The organism is Corynebacterium sp. NML180780 (genome assembly GCF_007786415.1).
Taxonomy (GTDB): Bacteria; Actinomycetota; Actinomycetes; order Mycobacteriales; family Mycobacteriaceae; genus Corynebacterium; species Corynebacterium gottingense.
In genome coordinates this window covers 1-14975 of the sequence record NZ_VNKN01000011.1, presented here as the reverse complement: position 1 = coordinate 14975, position 14975 = coordinate 1, and the positions used below count along the sequence as shown (strand labels likewise).

General features: G+C 64.0%; 18 protein-coding genes. 12 read left to right on the top strand and 6 right to left on the bottom strand.

What is annotated here, in order from left to right:
- The 6 genes from FPP74_RS08750 (at nucleotide 1) to rplI (ending at nucleotide 3499) form a co-directional block, all read left to right on the top strand.
- Entirely contained in the window at nucleotides 1-1509 is a 1509-nt protein-coding gene (locus tag FPP74_RS08750) for a glycosyltransferase family 87 protein (RefSeq protein ID WP_095278348.1), read from the top strand.
- A complete protein-coding gene (locus tag FPP74_RS08745; RefSeq protein ID WP_095278346.1) occupies nucleotides 1455-1646 on the top strand; it encodes a hypothetical protein in 192 nt (63 codons plus the stop codon). Before FPP74_RS08750 ends, FPP74_RS08745 begins: the two co-directional genes overlap by 55 nt.
- Nucleotides 1647-1684: 38 nt before the next feature.
- Complete coding sequence (locus FPP74_RS08740) at nucleotides 1685-1990, top strand: DUF2442 domain-containing protein (RefSeq protein ID WP_144718024.1); 306 nt, start codon at nucleotides 1685-1687, stop codon at nucleotides 1988-1990.
- A 114-nt stretch (nucleotides 1991-2104) separates the two neighbouring features.
- Nucleotides 2105-2401, top strand: a complete 297-nt coding sequence (rpsF, locus tag FPP74_RS08735) for a 30S ribosomal protein S6 (RefSeq protein WP_095278341.1) — start codon at nucleotides 2105-2107, stop codon at nucleotides 2399-2401.
- Between the two features lie 48 nt (nucleotides 2402-2449).
- Nucleotides 2450-2995, top strand: coding sequence for a single-stranded DNA-binding protein (locus FPP74_RS08730; RefSeq protein WP_095278339.1), 546 nt, complete (start codon nucleotides 2450-2452; stop codon nucleotides 2993-2995).
- 51 nt (nucleotides 2996-3046) lie between these two features.
- Entirely contained in the window at nucleotides 3047-3499 is a 453-nt protein-coding gene (gene rplI, locus FPP74_RS08725; RefSeq protein ID WP_095278337.1) for a 50S ribosomal protein L9, read from the top strand.
- Between the two features lie 11 nt (nucleotides 3500-3510).
- Here the strand turns inward: rplI and FPP74_RS08720 are convergent, their stop codons facing one another.
- The gene (locus FPP74_RS08720) at nucleotides 3511-5004 is read right to left on the bottom strand and encodes an HNH endonuclease signature motif containing protein (RefSeq protein ID WP_144718022.1); all 1494 of its coding nucleotides are present in this window, start codon (nucleotides 5002-5004) and stop codon (nucleotides 3511-3513) included.
- 551 nt (nucleotides 5005-5555) lie between these two features.
- On the opposite strand from FPP74_RS08720, the gene dnaB reads away from it, so the two are divergent.
- A complete protein-coding gene (gene dnaB, locus FPP74_RS08715; RefSeq protein WP_095545669.1) occupies nucleotides 5556-7055 on the top strand; it encodes a replicative DNA helicase in 1500 nt (499 codons plus the stop codon).
- Between the two features lie 6 nt (nucleotides 7056-7061).
- Here dnaB and FPP74_RS08710 read toward each other — a convergent pair whose 3' ends face one another.
- The 3 genes from FPP74_RS08710 to FPP74_RS08700 are packed head-to-tail and all read right to left on the bottom strand — an operon-like array spanning nucleotide 7062 to nucleotide 9673.
- On the bottom strand, nucleotides 7062-9206 hold the full coding sequence (locus tag FPP74_RS08710; RefSeq protein ID WP_144718020.1) for a cation-translocating P-type ATPase: 2145 nt from the start codon (nucleotides 9204-9206) through the stop codon (nucleotides 7062-7064).
- Nucleotides 9207-9210: 4 nt separating this feature from the next.
- A complete protein-coding gene (locus tag FPP74_RS08705; protein ID WP_095278328.1) occupies nucleotides 9211-9411 on the bottom strand; it encodes a heavy-metal-associated domain-containing protein in 201 nt (66 codons plus the stop codon).
- Between the two features lie 40 nt (nucleotides 9412-9451).
- Nucleotides 9452-9673, bottom strand: a complete 222-nt coding sequence (locus tag FPP74_RS08700) for a transporter (protein WP_144718018.1) — start codon at nucleotides 9671-9673, stop codon at nucleotides 9452-9454.
- Nucleotides 9674-9778: 105 nt separating this feature from the next.
- Between FPP74_RS08700 and FPP74_RS08695 the strand changes: the two genes are divergently transcribed.
- Together FPP74_RS08695 and FPP74_RS08690 are read left to right on the top strand one after the other, a co-directional pair.
- Nucleotides 9779-10162 carry a co-chaperone YbbN gene (locus FPP74_RS08695; protein WP_095278323.1) on the top strand — a complete coding sequence of 128 codons (384 nt, stop codon included), beginning with the start codon at nucleotides 9779-9781 and terminating at the stop codon, nucleotides 10160-10162.
- 60 nt (nucleotides 10163-10222) lie between these two features.
- Nucleotides 10223-11023: a PspA/IM30 family protein gene (locus FPP74_RS08690; RefSeq protein ID WP_144718016.1), complete on the top strand. Its 801-nt coding sequence runs from the start codon at nucleotides 10223-10225 to the stop codon at nucleotides 11021-11023.
- On the opposite strand, the gene FPP74_RS08685 is transcribed toward FPP74_RS08690, so the two are convergent.
- Complete coding sequence (locus FPP74_RS08685; protein ID WP_095278319.1) at nucleotides 11020-12123, bottom strand: NYN domain-containing protein; 1104 nt, start codon at nucleotides 12121-12123, stop codon at nucleotides 11020-11022. The genes FPP74_RS08690 and FPP74_RS08685 overlap by 4 nt on opposite strands.
- Before the next feature lie 206 nt (nucleotides 12124-12329).
- Between FPP74_RS08685 and FPP74_RS08680 the strand changes: the two genes are divergently transcribed.
- The 3 genes from FPP74_RS08680 to FPP74_RS08670 are packed head-to-tail and all read left to right on the top strand — an operon-like array spanning nucleotide 12330 to nucleotide 14559.
- Nucleotides 12330-12704, top strand: coding sequence for a GntR family transcriptional regulator (locus tag FPP74_RS08680; RefSeq protein WP_144718014.1), 375 nt, complete (start codon nucleotides 12330-12332; stop codon nucleotides 12702-12704).
- Nucleotides 12701-13528 (top strand): ABC transporter ATP-binding protein, encoded by an 828-nt coding sequence (locus FPP74_RS08675; protein ID WP_144718012.1) that lies wholly within the window; start codon nucleotides 12701-12703, stop codon nucleotides 13526-13528. The genes FPP74_RS08680 and FPP74_RS08675 overlap by 4 nt, the downstream gene beginning before the upstream one ends.
- Nucleotides 13525-14559 carry a hypothetical protein gene (locus tag FPP74_RS08670; RefSeq protein WP_144718010.1) on the top strand — a complete coding sequence of 345 codons (1035 nt, stop codon included), beginning with the start codon at nucleotides 13525-13527 and terminating at the stop codon, nucleotides 14557-14559. The genes FPP74_RS08675 and FPP74_RS08670 overlap by 4 nt, the downstream gene beginning before the upstream one ends.
- Nucleotides 14560-14785: 226 nt before the next feature.
- On the opposite strand, the gene FPP74_RS12350 is transcribed toward FPP74_RS08670, so the two are convergent.
- Nucleotides 14786-14975 (bottom strand): hypothetical protein (locus FPP74_RS12350; protein WP_222428216.1); only part of this gene is annotated, 190 nt, incomplete at its 5' end.

Here is a 14975-nt window from a genome sequence, read left to right as displayed (position 1 = left end):
ATGGAACAGCACACTCAGGACGTGACGGACACGGCGGCGCAGCGAGTCCAGCCGGGGCGCACCGAGCCGGTCGCTCGGGGATTCGTGGAATATCTGGGCGGCCCGATGGGCAAGTTTGCCCAGATCGGGCGGGCGAAGTTTTGGACGCCGCTGCGCACCATCTTCGCGGTCGCCTACACCTTCCTCTTCTTCGGCGCGCTTTCTAAATCCAACTGCGCGCTGGGCAAGGCCGACGAGAACGGTGTGCTGCAGCTGAACTGGGACGGCAACCGCCAGTACACGTCGTTCTGCTACAACGACATCGTCCCGCTCTACGGCGCGCGCGGCCTGGACCAGCCCGGCTTTGTGTACGACTACTCCTGGGTGGAGGACGGCCTGACCCGCTACATGGAATACCCGGTGCTCGCCGGGCTGTTCCAGGGTGTTGCCTCGTTCATCTCGCGCAACACGTACTTCCTCGTGGACCGCGTCCTTCCCGAGGTCGGCTGGTACTTCTACGTCACCGTGTTCATCCTGTCCGTCATCTGGGTCGCCACCGTGCGCATGGTGGCGGAGCTCGCGGGCAACCGCATTTGGGACACGCTGCTGGTCGTCGGCTCCCCGCTGCTGATCATGCACTCGTTTACCAACTGGGACATCCCGTCCATTTTCTTCGCGGTGGCGGCGATCTATGCGGCGCGCAACAAGAAGTTCTGGCTGGCTGGTGTGATGATCGGCCTCGGCACAGCGTTCAAGATGTGGCCCATCTTCGCCCTTGGCGCCTACCTGGTCGTTGCGCTTCGGAAGCGCGACCTCGTCCCGTTCCTCAAGATGGTCGCCGCGACCGTGGTGAGCTGGGTCGCGGTCAACCTGCCCATTTACCTGCGCGACCCCGAGGCGTGGGGCGAGTTCCGACGCCTCAACACCGACCGCAGCTGGGAGTGGACCACCATCTACGCGGTGTTCAGCCGCATCACCGGGTGGGCCGGATTCGACTCCGGCGACGGGGCGCCCGTGATCCTCAACGCGGTCACGCTCGTGCTCTTCCTCGCGGGCTGCGCTGCGGTCCTGGTTATGGGGCTCAAGGCGCCGCGCACGCCCCGCATCGCCGAGCTGCTCACCCTCATCGTCGGCTTCTTCCTCCTCTTCAACAAGGTGTGGAGCCCCCAGTACTCGATCTGGCTCATCGTCCCCGCGGTGCTCGCGCTGCCGTACTGGCGCCTGCTGCTCACCTGGATGACCGTGGACATGATGGTGTGGCCCATCCTCATGTGGCACATGATGGGTACCGATAACCTCGGGGCTCCGGGCTGGCTTCTCGACGCCACCATCATCGCCCGAGACGGCCTCATCATCACCATCATGGTGCTGGTCGTGCAGCAGATGTTTGGCAAGCGCACCGACAAGGTCGCCGAGGCCCACAACGGCCACGACCCGCTGCTGAGCACACCCGACGAGTGGAGCGAGGAGGCAGCGTGGGCACCGCGACGGTCGTCGGCATCTGCTCCATTGCAGTCGGTTTCCTCCTAATCGCGGGCGCCTTCTGGGCGATGGCCAAACTGCAGCGCCCCATGCTCTCGCTCGGTCTTGGCGTCCTCGCGTTCGTCTTCATTACGGTGATTCCCGTTTTCCTTGCATTATTTGTGGCGGCACCGCGACCGGTTTAGGTAGGGCGGCCAAAAAGTTCGACGACGCTAAGGAAAATATGCAACGCCTTTCTATCTTGGCCACCACCGTCGCGCTTGCGGGCGCACTGACCGCTTGCGGCACCAGCGAGAGCGAGCCGACGACGGAGACCGTGGAACAGCCGAGCCAAGAAGCAAAGCAGGAGCCGCAGCAGGGGCCGGAGCTGCCGGCGTCGATAAGCGGCTACAGCGAAGAGGCTCAATCCGACATGGCGAAGGAGGGGCGCGCCGAGGTGGAGTTCGATGACGAGCACTGGGAGCTCGAGTTCAACGACATAGACGTTGACATCACGCCGGACGGGTTGGTCACCGAAGCGGACCGGTAGGCATTTGGCCTGGGGGATTGTGTGGGGTAGCCTGGACGGGTTGCTTGACGCAACGACCCTCCTGCCACCGCAAAAGTGCGGTGGCCGAAACAAGTTACTAGACCATAGGAGGTGATGAGGTCCGTGCGTCACTACGAAGTAATGATCATTCTTGACTCTAAGCAGGATGAGCGCACCGTTGCCCCGTCCCTGGACAAGTTCCTGGAGATTGTCCGCAAGGAAAACGGCAAGGTGGAGAATGTTGATGTGTGGGGCAAGCAGCGTCTTGCTTACCCGATCAACAAGAAGGAAGAGGGCATCTACGCCGTTGTAAACCTCGAATGCGAGCACGCAACCGTCGATGAGCTCGACCGTGTTTTGAACCTGAGCGATAACGTCGTGCGTACCAAGGTGCTGCGCACCGACAAGTAGGAACAGGTAGGCTCAAACCACACGTAAACCAGCTGGTAGGAGAAGAGCATGGCACAGAACGAGACCCCGATCACTGTTGTCGGCAACCTGGTTGCTGACCCGGAACTGCGTTTCACCCCGAGCGGTGCCGCGGTGGCGAACTTCCGTATCGCTTCCACGCCCCGTTCTTTTAACCGGGAAACGAACCAGTTCGAGGACGGTGAGGCACTGTTCCTGACCTGCAACTGCTGGCGCCAGATGGCCGAGAACGTCGCAGAGTCCCTGACCAAGGGCATGCGCGTGATCGTGCAGGGGCGTTTGCGGCAGCGTTCTTACCAGACTCGCGATGGCGAGAATCGTACCGTGTTTGAGGTCGAGGTTGATGAGGTCGGCCCGTCCATCAAGTTCGCTACGGCGAGCGTGACGCGCACCCCGCGCGATGGTGGCGGCCAGCAGCGGAGGCCACAACAGCAGCAGGCCCCGCAGCAGCAGTACCAACAGCAACCGCAGCAGGCCCAGCGCCCGCAGCAGCAGGCCCAGCCGGATAACGATCCCTGGAACTCCGCCCCACCGGCAGGTGGTTTCGGCGGGATGGATGACGAGCCCCCGTTCTAAACGTTGTTCCCACCCACACAAGATTTTTCATCATAAGGAAGGTTAGGATTCATGAAACTGATCCTCACCGCTGCCGTTGATAACCTTGGCGAGCCCGGCGACATCGTCGAGGTCAAGGACGGCTACGGACGTAACTTCCTGCTCCCGCGCGGCCTTGCCATTACGGCCACCCGCGGTGCAGAGAAGCAGATCGAAGACATCAAGCGTGCACAGGCAGACCGTCAGGTCCGCGACCTGGATCACGCAAAGGAGCTGCGCGATCAGCTGGACCAGCTCACCGGCGTGAAGGTCCCCGTGCGCACTTCTGAGAAGGGCAAGCTGTTCGGCTCCGTCACCGGTGCCGACATCGCCGACGCAGTGAAGGCTGCCGGCGGCCCGTCCCTGGACAAGCGCCGCATCAATGTGCCGAAGGGCCTTGTGAAGAAGACTGGCGGCTACCAGGTCAAGGTCAACCTCCACGACTCCGTGGAAGGCAAGATTAACTTCGAGGTCGTCGCAGCGTAAGAGCTTTACGCTTATCGACGAGCGACAACAGCATTTTCTGACGCGCACCCCTTTGTGAGGAGGGGGTGCGCGTTTTTTGCGCGCTGCGTGGGCTGCTGCGCAGGGACGTACCCTGGTGGGAACGGGCAGGGCTCGCGTTCGGGCTCGGGGTAGGGATCCGGGTCTGGTTCCTCCGGGATGACTGTTGAGTCTTCGGTCGGCGGTTCAGGGGCCAGGTCGAAGCTGTGCCCTGTGGCGTGCTCGAGTGCCTGCAGGTCCGCCATCAGCCGGTAGTAGTCGCCGTGGTTGTCGTACTCGTCCAGCAGGTGGTGCGCCCGGGCGAGGAAATCTGCGTACGCGTCCCGGTTTCGGGCGACGTTGGGCAGGGAGCTGCGCCATCGGGTGGTGGTGGGCGTGGTTTCGTCGAAAAGCGGGCCCTCGTGGCGGCTGAGGAGGTAGGTGCCGTCTTCGCACAGCCACACGATGTCCCCGGTGACGGGGTCGGGGACGTAGAAGATGCGCTTGTCGGTCTTCATGTTGTGGTGGTGCGGGCAAAGGCAGAAGAGGTTGTGAGGCGTGGTCTCTCCACCGCGGTCGAACGGGATGCGGTGGTCCAGTTGGCAAGCGGTCGCGGGTCTGTCGCAGCCGGGGAAGATACAGTTGCCGTCTCGGGCGTGCGCGTAGTGTTTCATTCCCTCCGTCGGCGCGTAACTGTCCGTCTTGGTGGTGGCTGTCTCATCCAGGTTGACCGTTTCAGGCGGGTGGTTGCTGAGCAGACTCTCGAGCTCCGCGGTGGCGAGGGCGTCAGTCCATCCGTAGCGAGGAATGAATACGGGGGCGCCGGCCGCCCGGGTGCCGTCGGCGCCCGCGGGTGCGTAGACATGGATGCGGACGTTCGCGGCAGGCTTGAAATCGCCGTTGAGGAGCTTTACAGCGGCGTCCGCGAGCGAGACCTTCTCCTGGCGGGCCGTGGCCTGCAGCGAGGCGCGAAGGACGGCCATCGTGGTGGCGTCGGTGCTGAGCGTCATTGTTGCGATGCCCGCGCTGCCGTGGTCCTCCTGCGCAGAGAACTCGATGTTGCGCGCGCGGTGGTTGTGCTCTGCCTCGCGCTTTTTGCGCTTTTCCGGGTTGTGGCTGAGTCCGACGTCAAGCTTGGCAATCATCGTGCGGATGCGGCGGGCAACTGACGCGCGGGAGGGGAGCTCCTGGTTTGCGCGCTTCGGTGTGAAGATCCGGGTGAGCATGTCGTCAAAAGCCGCCCACGTTGCTTCGTCCGCGGAAGCGCCGATCTTGCACAGGGCAGTATCTATGCCGGTGAGCATGTGCACGGAAAGGAGGCAGGTCTGCTCTTGCAGAGCGAGCAGCTTGGGCAGGCTGGCGAGCCGGAAATACGCCAAAACCGCAGCTTCGACCTCATGTTTGGGGCGGCTGGTAACCTGAGCTAACTCTTCGACCTCCAGGTCGAAGTCTTCAACCGCGGTCGAGGCTGCGTAGCCGCGGTAGAGGGCAAACTCGGCCTCCCGCATACGCTGCGAAAGCTGCGCGCGATGGTCCGTCGAGTTTTGGCATCTGAAGTAGTGAGCGGGTGGCACGATTCCCCCTTACTGCGGTGAGCGGTCATTGTGGTCATTGCGGACAATTATACCGAACATATAAACGACGGCAACGTCTGTAACCATATTGTTACGCTGTGTTCTAGTAGGTGTGTGCGAGTCACGTCCCGCGCTGTACCGGTGGCGCCCCTACTGCTGTGGATAACTCTGCGGAATAAGCCCTGCTCAACGGCAAAGTTTAGGTTACTAGCCGGTGAACTTACGCCTGTCAAACCTGGTGGTGAACGGGGTTTTTCACAACCTGCACACACAACTCAAAAAGTCCCAAAACTCCTGTGACCAGCAGCGATGCGCCGTTTCCCCAGGTCGCTGATGCTAGTTATCCACAAGTTATCCACACCCTGTCCTGGGCCGTGTGTACAAGACGTCGATTCATCCCCAAGTTATCCACACCTACCTGTGGAAAACGCAGTGTTTGGCGCTCGCGGTACGCTGTAGGCCTACGAAACAAAGGGGTGACGACGATGGCCGACGATGCACTTCACGGCTTTGATGATGACTACGTCCTGCCGCCAGAGCCACGCGACGAGTTCAGCGAATTTGGCGACTTTGATGACTTCAGCGGAAATTCGCGGCGAGGGCGCGGGAATCAGCGGTATCAAGGACAGAAGGGGCAGCAGGGGCAGCGCAACGGCCAGGGCGAGTACCGCCAACCGCCGCACGATGAGCGCGCGGAGCGCTCGGTGCTCGGCGCGATGCTGCTCAACCAGGAGGTCGTGCTCGACGTCGCGGAGGGCCTGCAGCCGGAGGACTTCTACTTTCCGGCTCACCAGCTGATTTACCAGGCGATTATCGAGCTGTTCTCCTCGGGCAGCCAGATCGACGTGCTCATCGTCTCCGGGCGGTTGGACCGCCTGAACCAGCTCGAGCGGGTGGGCGGGGCGCCGTACCTGCATACGCTGATTTCGGAGGTGCCGACGTCGGCAAACGCCCGCTACTACGCGGAGATCGTGGAGGAGAAGTCGCTCCTCCGGCAGCTTGTCAACGCCGGTACGCACGTGGTGCAGCTGGGCTACGAGGGCGAAGACGGCATGGAGATCGAGGCGCTGGTGGATCGCGCGCAGCAGGAGGTCTTCGGGATCTCGCGCAACAACCAGGGCGAGGACTACCGCGTCCTTTCGGAGCTGCTCAAGCCGACTATCGACGAGCTCACGCAGATCGCTCAGGGCGGCGCCCTCGACCAGGGCGTGCCGACCGGGTTTACGGACCTGGACAACCTCACGAACGGCCTGCACGCGGGCCAGATGATCATCATCGCGGCCCGACCTGGCGTGGGTAAGTCGACGCTCGCGCTCGATTTCATGCGCTCCTGCTCCATCCAGCACGGCAAGACCTCAGTGATCTTCTCGCTGGAGATGAGCGCCTCGGAGATCATCATGCGCATGCTGTCGGCGGAGACGGAGATCAAGCTGTCCGCCATGCGTGCGGGCAACATGGAGGAGCGGGATTGGGAGAAACTCACCACCCGCCTCACCGAGATCCAGGACGCCCCGCTATTTATCGACGATTCCCCGAACCTCACCATGATGGAGATCCGGTCCAAGGCGCGACGCCTGAAGCAGCAGCACGGGCTGGACCTGGTGGTGCTGGACTACCTGCAGCTGATGAGCTCGGGCAAGCGCGTCGAGTCGCGCCAGCAGGAGGTCTCGGAGTTCTCGCGTAACCTCAAGCTCCTGGCAAAGGAGCTGGAGGTGCCGGTGATTGCGATTTCTCAGCTGAACCGTGGCCCGGAGGCGCGTACGGATAAGAAGCCGCAGCTGGCGGACCTTCGCGAGTCAGGCTCGCTGGAGCAGGACGCCGACATGGTGTTCCTGCTCTACCGTCCGGACTCGCAGGATCGTGACGACGAGCGCGCGGGCGAGGCGGACATTATCGTCGCGAAGCATCGCGGCGGCCCTATCGACACGATCCCGGTGGCGCACCAGCTGCACTACTCTCGCTTTGTCAATATGGCGCACGGCTAAACCCTGCTAAACCCTCTTAAACCCGCGTAGACGCAGCGAGTTGGACACCACAAACACTGAGGACAGGGCCATGGCGATGCCGGCCAGCATCGGGTCGAGGAGCCCGAACGCGGCGACCGGGACGAGCACGACGTTGTAGGCGAACGCCCAGAACAGGTTGCCCTTGATGGTGCGTAGCGTGCGGCGCGAGAGGCGGATCGCGTCCGCCGCAGACATGAGCGTGTTCTGCATGAGGGTGATGTCGGAGGCCTCGATCGCCACGTCCGTGCCGGCGCCCATGGCCAGGCCCAGGTCGGCCTGCGCGAGCGCGGCTGCGTCGTTGACGCCGTCGCCGACCATGGCCACGTGGCGCCCCTGCTCCTGAAGCTCGCGGACCACGCGTACCTTGTCCTCCGGCAGGACGCCGGCGGTGACGTTGTCCGGGTCGATGCCTACTTCCTCGGCCACGGCGCGCGCGGCGCCCGCGTTATCGCCGGTGAGCAGGTGCGGGGTGAGCCCCAGCTCGCGCAGCTTCGCCACAGCGCGGGCCGAGTCCGGCTTCACCGTGTCCCGGACCGCGACCATGCCTTCCGCGTGCCCGTCGACCTCCACGGCGATCGGGGTGGCCCCGGCCTGCTCAGCCTCGCGGAACGCGCGGGCCAGTGGCCCATCGAGTTCCGCGCTGGGCCGGCCCACGCGCACGCTGTGGCCCTCCACGGTGGCGGACGCCCCTCGGCCCGGCTCATTGGTAAACTCGGACGCTTCCGGGACGTCGTCGCCCGCGGCCTTGACGATCGCGCGGGCGATGGGGTGCTCGGACCCGGCCTCCACGGCTGCGGCGAGGCGCAGCGCGTCGTCGCGGCCGGTGACGTCCACGACCGCCATCTCGCCGCTGGTCACGGTGCCGGTCTTGTCCATCACCACCGTGTCCACCTGGCGTGTGGATTCCAGCATCTCGGGGCCCTTGATCAGTAGGCCCAGCTGCGCGCCGCGCCCGGTGCCCACCAGGATCGCGGTGGGGGTGGCGAGGCCGAGGGCGCAGGGGCACGCGATGATGAGGACGGCGACCGCCGCGCGGAACGCCTCGCTCACGCCGTTGCCCACGAGCAGGTGCCCGACCAGGGCCACGACGGAAATGGCGATGATGGTGGGGACGAACACGCGCGAGATCCGGTCCACCAGCCGCTCGACCGGGGCCTTGCCGGACTGCGCGTCCTTGACCAGCTTGCCCATCTGGGCGAGCGTGGTCTCGCTCCCCACGCGCGTCGCCTCTACCACGAGGCGCCCGGACGTGTTGAGCGTCGCGCCCGTCACGCTGGCGCCCTCATCCACTTCGACGGGAACGGATTCACCGGTGAGCATGGAGGCGTCGATAGCCGAATGCCCCGACACCACGCGCCCATCGGTAGCAATCTTCTCACCGGGGCGCACGACAAAACGGTCGCCGACCTGGACTTCCGCGATCGGGACGCGGACTTCCTTGTCGCCGCGCAGCACGCTCGCGTCCTTCGCGCCCATGCTCAGCAGCTCACGCAGCGCGGCGGAGCTTTGCCCCTTCGCGCGCGTTTCAAACCACCTGCCGAGCAGCAGGAACGTAATCACGACGCAGACGGATTCGAGGTAGATCTCGTGCGGACCGCGCTCCGCAAACAGCGCCACGATGGACCACACGTACGCCGCGGTCGTGCCCAGCGTAATGAGGGTGTCCATAGTGGTCGCGCCGTGGCGCAGGTTGATCAGCGCCGCGCGGTGGAACACGCTGCCGGCGGAGAAATACACCAGCGTTGTCGCGGCGAACGCGGCCCATTGCCAGTTTGGAAACTGCAGGCCGTGCACCATCGACGCCAGCATGACCGGCACCGTCACCAGCGCCGCCCAGATCGTCGTTCGCTTGAGCCGTTCGGCTTCGTCGTCGCGGGCCTCGCTTATCGACGCCCCCTCGTCCCCGCCTTCCTCGCCTCCCATCACGAAGGCGTCGTAGCCGGCGGTGCGGACGACGTCGATAAGCTGCTCCGGCGTCGTGGTGGCCTCGTCGAAATCGACGGTCGCCGTCTCCGTGGAGTAGTTGACGGCGGCGGTGACCCCGTCGACCTTGTTCAGCTTGCGCTGGACGCGCGATGAGCACGACGTACATGTCATGCCGGTGACGCCCAGCTCGATATGGCTGGTCATGACGCTACCTCAGGGTGTAGCCGGCCTCGGCGACGGCCTTGGCCACGTCCTCGGCGGAGAAGCCTTCGCCGGACACGGAGACGGCGCCGGTGGTGTGATCGGCCTTGACGTCGGTGACGCCCGGGATCTCGCTAATCTCCTCCTGCACACTGAGCTCGCAGTGGCCGCAAGTCATGCCTTCAACAGTGAATTCGCGGGTTGCCATGATGCTGTCCTTTCGGTTGGCGGTTCACGTACACCCGCGACTATACCCCTAGGGGGGTATCTGGCGAAAGGATGGTGAAGCCGGCGTGCTCCGCCGCAGCCACGATGTCGGCGTCGGTGAAGTTTTCGCCCGAGACCGTCATGCGGCCCTCGTTCGGCTCCACGGTGACGTCGAAAGTGCCCTCGACCAGGCGTACTTCGTCGATCAACGAATCAACTGCGACCTCACTGGACTGGCCTGAAATGTTGTAGTTCTTCGTCATGATTTCCGCCCCTACCGGCTCGGCTGAGACTGCAAAGGAATGCAGTCGCGCTTGTTACTGTTGCACCGAGGGTAACGTTAACAAACCCCTGTAAAGGAGTATGCAATGAGCACTATCGATGTGACGAAAGAGAACTTCGACGAACTCATCCAGAAAGACGGCATCGTCTTTGTCGACGCTTGGGCGGAATGGTGCGGTCCGTGCAAGGCCTTCGCGCCGACCTTTGCTAAAGCATCGGAAGAGCACCCCGACGTCACCTTTGCCAAGCTGGACACCGAGGCAGAGGAAGAGCTTGCTGGCAAGCTCGGCGTGACCGGTATTCCAAACATCATTGTCTTCCGTGACGGCATCCCCCTTTACCAGCAGGCCGGAAACATGCCGCCGGCGGACTTTGAGTCGCTCATCGGACAGGTCAAGGCATTGGACATGGAAGAGGTCCGCAAGCAGTACGAGAAGATGCTGGCCGAGCAGGGCAAGCAGGGCGAGTAGCCCGAAAACCTGCGTACACTGGGGCGGCGACCATTTTGCGACGACGGAAGGACACGACACATGGCAAACCCGTTTTCTAAGGGCTGGAAGTACCTGATGCAGTCGTTCGACACCAAGATCGACGAAAACGCTGACCCCAAAGTGCAGCTCCAGCAGGCGATTGAGCAGGCGAAGAAGAACCACCGCGACATCTCCGAGCAGGCGGCCACCATCATTGGTAACCGCAACCAGCTGGAGATGAAGCTGGACCGCCTGATCAAGTCGCAGGAGGACCTGCAGCAGAAGGCCCGAGTGGCGCTCCAGGCCGCCGACAAGGCGCAGGGCGAGGGCGACGCGCAGAAGGCGCAGGAGTTTAACAACACCGCCGAGGTGCTCGCGTCCCAGCTGGTCGCTGTGGAGCAGGACCTGGAGCAGACGAAGCAGGCCCACGCGTCGGCCGATCAGGCGGCGCGCGAGGCGCAGGCGCAGCAGCAGCAGTCCGAGGCGCGCCTGCAGGAGCAGCTGCAGCAGGCGAAGCAGCTCGAATCCCAGCTGGGCCAGGCGAAGATGCAGGAGGCCACGTCCAAGACGATGGACTCCATGAACAACTTCACCGCGGACCAGAACGTGCCCACCATGGACGGCGTGCGCGACAAGATTGAGAAGCGCTACGCCACCGCGCTGGGCCAGCAGGAGCTGGCCAAGGACTCGCTGGGCGACCGCATGGCGGAGATTGAATCCGCTGGCACGGACGTTGCTGCGGCAAGCAAGCTGGACGAGATCCGCGCCTCGATGGGCTCCGGGAGCGCCGACAATCAGCTGGAGGCCCCGGAAGCTCCTGAGGCGTCCGAGGAGTCTGGGGAGTCCAGCAAGGACGACTAGTTGCGGCTGATGCTAATCAGCACGCCGCGAATGCCCGAGTGAAACCCATCGCGGAGATTGACGCGCTGGGTTTCACTCAGCGTGTACTCGTGCAGCGTCTCGCACGCGAATTGCAGGAGCGGGCGATCAATTTCGGGCGGGAGGCCGCCTCCGGAAAGCATGTGCGCCTTGTCGCGCTGCTCCGAGGAGGCGGCGTTTTCGTACCACCAGGACGCATATTGCTGGCCCACGTCGTACGGGGTCTGGAAGCCTGCGGAGGTCCACACTTCCTCCGGGAGAGGGACGTAGCGCGAGCGTAGCTTGCGCCGGGGCGCCATCATCGACGGCTTCGGAGCGGGCTTCGGCTTCGGTGCCGGCGCTTCCTCCGGCTCGGGCTCCGGTTCCGGCTGCGCCTCGGGTTCCTGCTTTTCCGGCTCCTCCTGCGCCTCCGGTTCTTCGGGTTCCTCGGGCGCCAGCGGGTCCGGGCCGAGCGGGACGGGGGACGGCCCCTCCGCCTCGTCGAGCGGCTCGGCGTCCGCGAGCGGGCGCTCCCGGATCGTCGGCGGCAGCGGGCCTTCGAGGACCTGCAGCTGCATCGCGTCGGCGAAGTCCTCGCGGGGGTCCAGGATCGTCGTCGTGTCGCACGCGTGGCGCAGGGCGGAGGACATGGAGTCCCAGCCGAACCCGTAGAGGTGCACGCGCATCCCGTTGACGGTCGCCTCCTCGACGCCGGGGATCATGTCCGCGTCGCCGGAGACCAGGACAAAGTCGGTGAACTGCCCGCGCATGGCGTGCGCGACCAGGTCCGCCACCAGGCGGGTGTCCACGCCCTTCTGCGTGCGGCGGTCGCCCCACTCGATGAGTTGGCCGGTGCGCAGCTGGACGCCGTCGCAGGTCCGCAGTGCGCGCTGGTAGCGGTGCGGGCCCGAATCCGGGATGCCGTCGTACCAGAGCTGGCGGTGGATGGGCTGGTTGAGTTGCTGGCTGATCATGGTGCCGAGGGTTGCCACGACCTCGGGCAGGTCAATTTCTAACTGGGATCGTGCGCCGATTTCCCACGAGTTGTAAAAGCTCGCGAGCAGGTAAGACGTGTCGACGAACACCAATGTGCGTTCAAGCATGGCTCCTAAATTCCGATTCTTTTCGTTGCTAAGTGCTATTTACTTCCCCAGTGTGCCTGAATTGGCCTGCTGGGTCCACCCCTTTCAACGATCCTTGACGCCCCAGTGTTCCGCAGTTACCGTGTTAGTTACTCAAGTAACCAACAAACGCACCAGGGCAGCTTTTCGACGCCACGGGGCAGGGAAGGAACCGCAGGACCCATGCCATGAACGCTGAATCAGATCCCCTCTTCGTGCAGGTAGCGCGCTTCGTGGAGGACCTCGTCGTTGACGGCTCTTTGGAGCCCGGCCAGCGTGCCCCCTCCACCAACGAGCTTGCCGCCTTCCACGAGATCAACCCCGCCACCGCCCGCAAAGGTCTGGGAATCCTCGTCGACGACGGGATCCTGGAAAAGCGCCGCGGGCTCGGCATGTTTGTCACCCCCGAGGCACGCGAGCGGGCCGTGCAAGCGCGCCGCGAGCGCTACGCCGGCGAGTACCTCGCCCCAGCCATCGACGAGGCCGTCCGCCTCGGTTACGACCGCGCCACCTTGCACACCCTCATCGACCGCGTCGCAGAAAGCAGAGGAATGTACCAATGATCACCGCAACGCACCTGGAAAAACAGTTCCGGAAGCAGCCGGTCCTCACCGACATCACCTTCGAGCTCCCCGGCTCCGGCATCCACGCCCTGCTCGGCCGCAACGGCGTGGGCAAGTCCACCTTGCTCGCCATGATCGCGGGCCAGCTCAAGCCGACCAGCGGGGAGCTCACCGTCTTCGGTGAGCAGCCCTTCGATAACGCAAGCGTGATGGACCGCGTCTGTTTTACCGGCGTCGACACTGCGTACCCCGCCTCGTGGTCGCTGGCGGACATCGTCGCCGCCGCGGCGAAGCGCTACCCGCGCTGGTCGCAGGACCTCGCGGACACGCTCATGCGCGACTTCGCCCTCGACGAGCACGCGCCCACCATCTACAGCAAGTGCTCCCGTGGCCAGCGCGCGATGATCGGCATCGTGGTCGGCCTCGCGTCCGGCGCCGAGCTCACGCTTCTCGACGAACCCTACGTCGGCCTCGACGTCCACAACACCTCCGTCTTCTACCGCCACCTCCTCGAGCTCGCCGAGTCCCAGCGTTGCTTCATGATGGCGACTCACCACATCGAGGACGCCGCCAAGATCCTGGATTCGGCGCTCGTGCTGGGGCGGCAGGGGAGCGTCGATAAGCATCTGCTCGCTGAGGACGCCGACGGCTACGTCATCGCCACCGGCGACTTCGACGAGCCCGCAGGGGCCATCGCTTACCGACGCCACGCCTCCGCTGCCCGCGCCATCCTCCCCGCCCCAACCGCCGCTGAACTGGGCTTACGCGGCCAGGCCGCGGACCTCGGCGACGTGCTCGAGGCGATCCTGGAGGTGCAGGCATGAGCGCAATGACGCACCTCGACCGCAGGTTCCTCTGGCACCAGTTCAAGGCGGGGCCGTGGATGCGCTTCCTCGGTGTCGCATCGCTGCCGCTCTTCGTGCTCTTCGCCATGGATGGGGCGCAATGGATGATTCTCTTCGGCAGTTTCATGAGCGTGATGACGCTGTCGTGGATCGCCATCCCCGAGCCCAGCGCATTCAAGGCGCTCGGCATGAACCGCGCGCGCGTCCGTCAGCAGGTGCTCACGCTTGTCGTGCCCTTCGCGGTCGTCGTCTTCGCCGTCTTTTGCCTCATTAATCCGCACCGGGCGGTCATCTCCAGCGCCATTGGTGTGGTTCTCGCTGCAGTGACGTTCCTGGTCTCGGCGCGGCCGTCGGGTGAGCCGGTCGACCTCACTCGCACCGGAGGCATTAGCTTGGCGCGGCGACGCGGCGGCTTCGCCTTCGAGGTCTTCTGGCGCCGCATGTGCGTGTGGGCGGTGCCGGTCGGCGTGATCACGGGCATCCTCTACGCGCTGTGCGCCCGGTCCGCCAGTAGCTGGGTCACCGGAGTGCTGCCCTCTGGCGCGTTGCTCTTCTACTGGCTCTGGGGTGTGGGAGGCGGTATGCCGACGGCGGCGGTGGCGCAATCGTTTGGCACAACCCGCAAGTTCTGGGTCGCAACAATGGTCGGCGTCGCGACGGTCGCATCACTACTGGTCACCGGGTCCGCGATCCCCGTCGCATTGCTTATCGACGCCTCCGTGCCCCTCACCCCACTGCTCCTCCAAGGCGCCGTCGGCCTCGGCGTGCTCCTGGTATCGAAGCAGCTGCAGACGTGGATGCCGTCCGCGGTCTTCTTTATCGGCTACATGGCGTGGATGTTCACCCGCGACATCATGGACGTATCCGGCAACAACACCGAAGTCGGCAGCGGTGAAGTTGCGGTGGCGCTCGTGTTCTCCGGCGTATGCCTGCTCTCGGCTGCAGTCGGCTTCGCGCTCATGCTTACTGGTCGGCTTGACCCCAAGCGGCCGCGCGAAGTCAAGAAGTAAGTAACGTTACGTTCACCCAAACACCGCCCGTACGCTGGGGATTTGTGTTGGTGTTTGGGTGTGTGTAACTTTATGTGAGTCAGCGAGACCGACAGCGCCCCGCCAGACAGACTCCGCAAGGGAGTGGAGCTGGTGAGATGGCGGTCAGGAAAACGATCGCTGGCCGACATAAGAAAATATGGACTTCGGTCCGGTTGGGTCAAGGATTTGACTTTCGGATTGTGGTTTATGTAGTGTCGACAAAGTCGCTTTTTACAGCTGCTGGGTGATTCGCCTGGTGGTGGGTGAATGTGCGTGTGTTGTTTGAGAACTCGATAGTGTGCCAATGTACTTTTGTTTGTGGATTGGTTGCGTGCCTGTGTTGTGCTGGCTGCACGTTTTGTGTGGTTGGTGTGTGCCGGTGGCGCTGCTTGTGA

Coding starts and splice junctions, on each gene's coding strand:
- FPP74_RS08750 (WP_095278348.1), top strand. CDS start 1: ATGGAACAGCACACTCAGGACGTGACGGACACGGCGGCGCAGCGAGTC.
- FPP74_RS08740 (WP_144718024.1), top strand. CDS start 1,685: ATGCAACGCCTTTCTATCTTGGCCACCACCGTCGCGCTTGCGGGCGCA.
- rpsF (WP_095278341.1), top strand. CDS start 2,105: ATGAGGTCCGTGCGTCACTACGAAGTAATGATCATTCTTGACTCTAAG.
- FPP74_RS08730 (WP_095278339.1), top strand. CDS start 2,450: ATGGCACAGAACGAGACCCCGATCACTGTTGTCGGCAACCTGGTTGCT.
- rplI (WP_095278337.1), top strand. CDS start 3,047: ATGAAACTGATCCTCACCGCTGCCGTTGATAACCTTGGCGAGCCCGGC.
- FPP74_RS08720 (WP_144718022.1), bottom strand. CDS start 5,004: ATGCGGGAGGCCGAGTTTGCCCTCTACCGCGGCTACGCAGCCTCGACC.
- dnaB (WP_095545669.1), top strand. CDS start 5,556: ATGGCCGACGATGCACTTCACGGCTTTGATGATGACTACGTCCTGCCG.
- FPP74_RS08710 (WP_144718020.1), bottom strand. CDS start 9,206: ATGACCAGCCATATCGAGCTGGGCGTCACCGGCATGACATGTACGTCG.
- FPP74_RS08705 (WP_095278328.1), bottom strand. CDS start 9,411: ATGGCAACCCGCGAATTCACTGTTGAAGGCATGACTTGCGGCCACTGC.
- FPP74_RS08700 (WP_144718018.1), bottom strand. CDS start 9,673: ATGACGAAGAACTACAACATTTCAGGCCAGTCCAGTGAGGTCGCAGTT.
- FPP74_RS08695 (WP_095278323.1), top strand. CDS start 9,779: ATGAGCACTATCGATGTGACGAAAGAGAACTTCGACGAACTCATCCAG.
- FPP74_RS08690 (WP_144718016.1), top strand. CDS start 10,223: ATGGCAAACCCGTTTTCTAAGGGCTGGAAGTACCTGATGCAGTCGTTC.
- FPP74_RS08685 (WP_095278319.1), bottom strand. CDS start 12,123: ATGCTTGAACGCACATTGGTGTTCGTCGACACGTCTTACCTGCTCGCG.
- FPP74_RS08680 (WP_144718014.1), top strand. CDS start 12,330: ATGAACGCTGAATCAGATCCCCTCTTCGTGCAGGTAGCGCGCTTCGTG.
- FPP74_RS08675 (WP_144718012.1), top strand. CDS start 12,701: ATGATCACCGCAACGCACCTGGAAAAACAGTTCCGGAAGCAGCCGGTC.
- FPP74_RS08670 (WP_144718010.1), top strand. CDS start 13,525: ATGAGCGCAATGACGCACCTCGACCGCAGGTTCCTCTGGCACCAGTTC.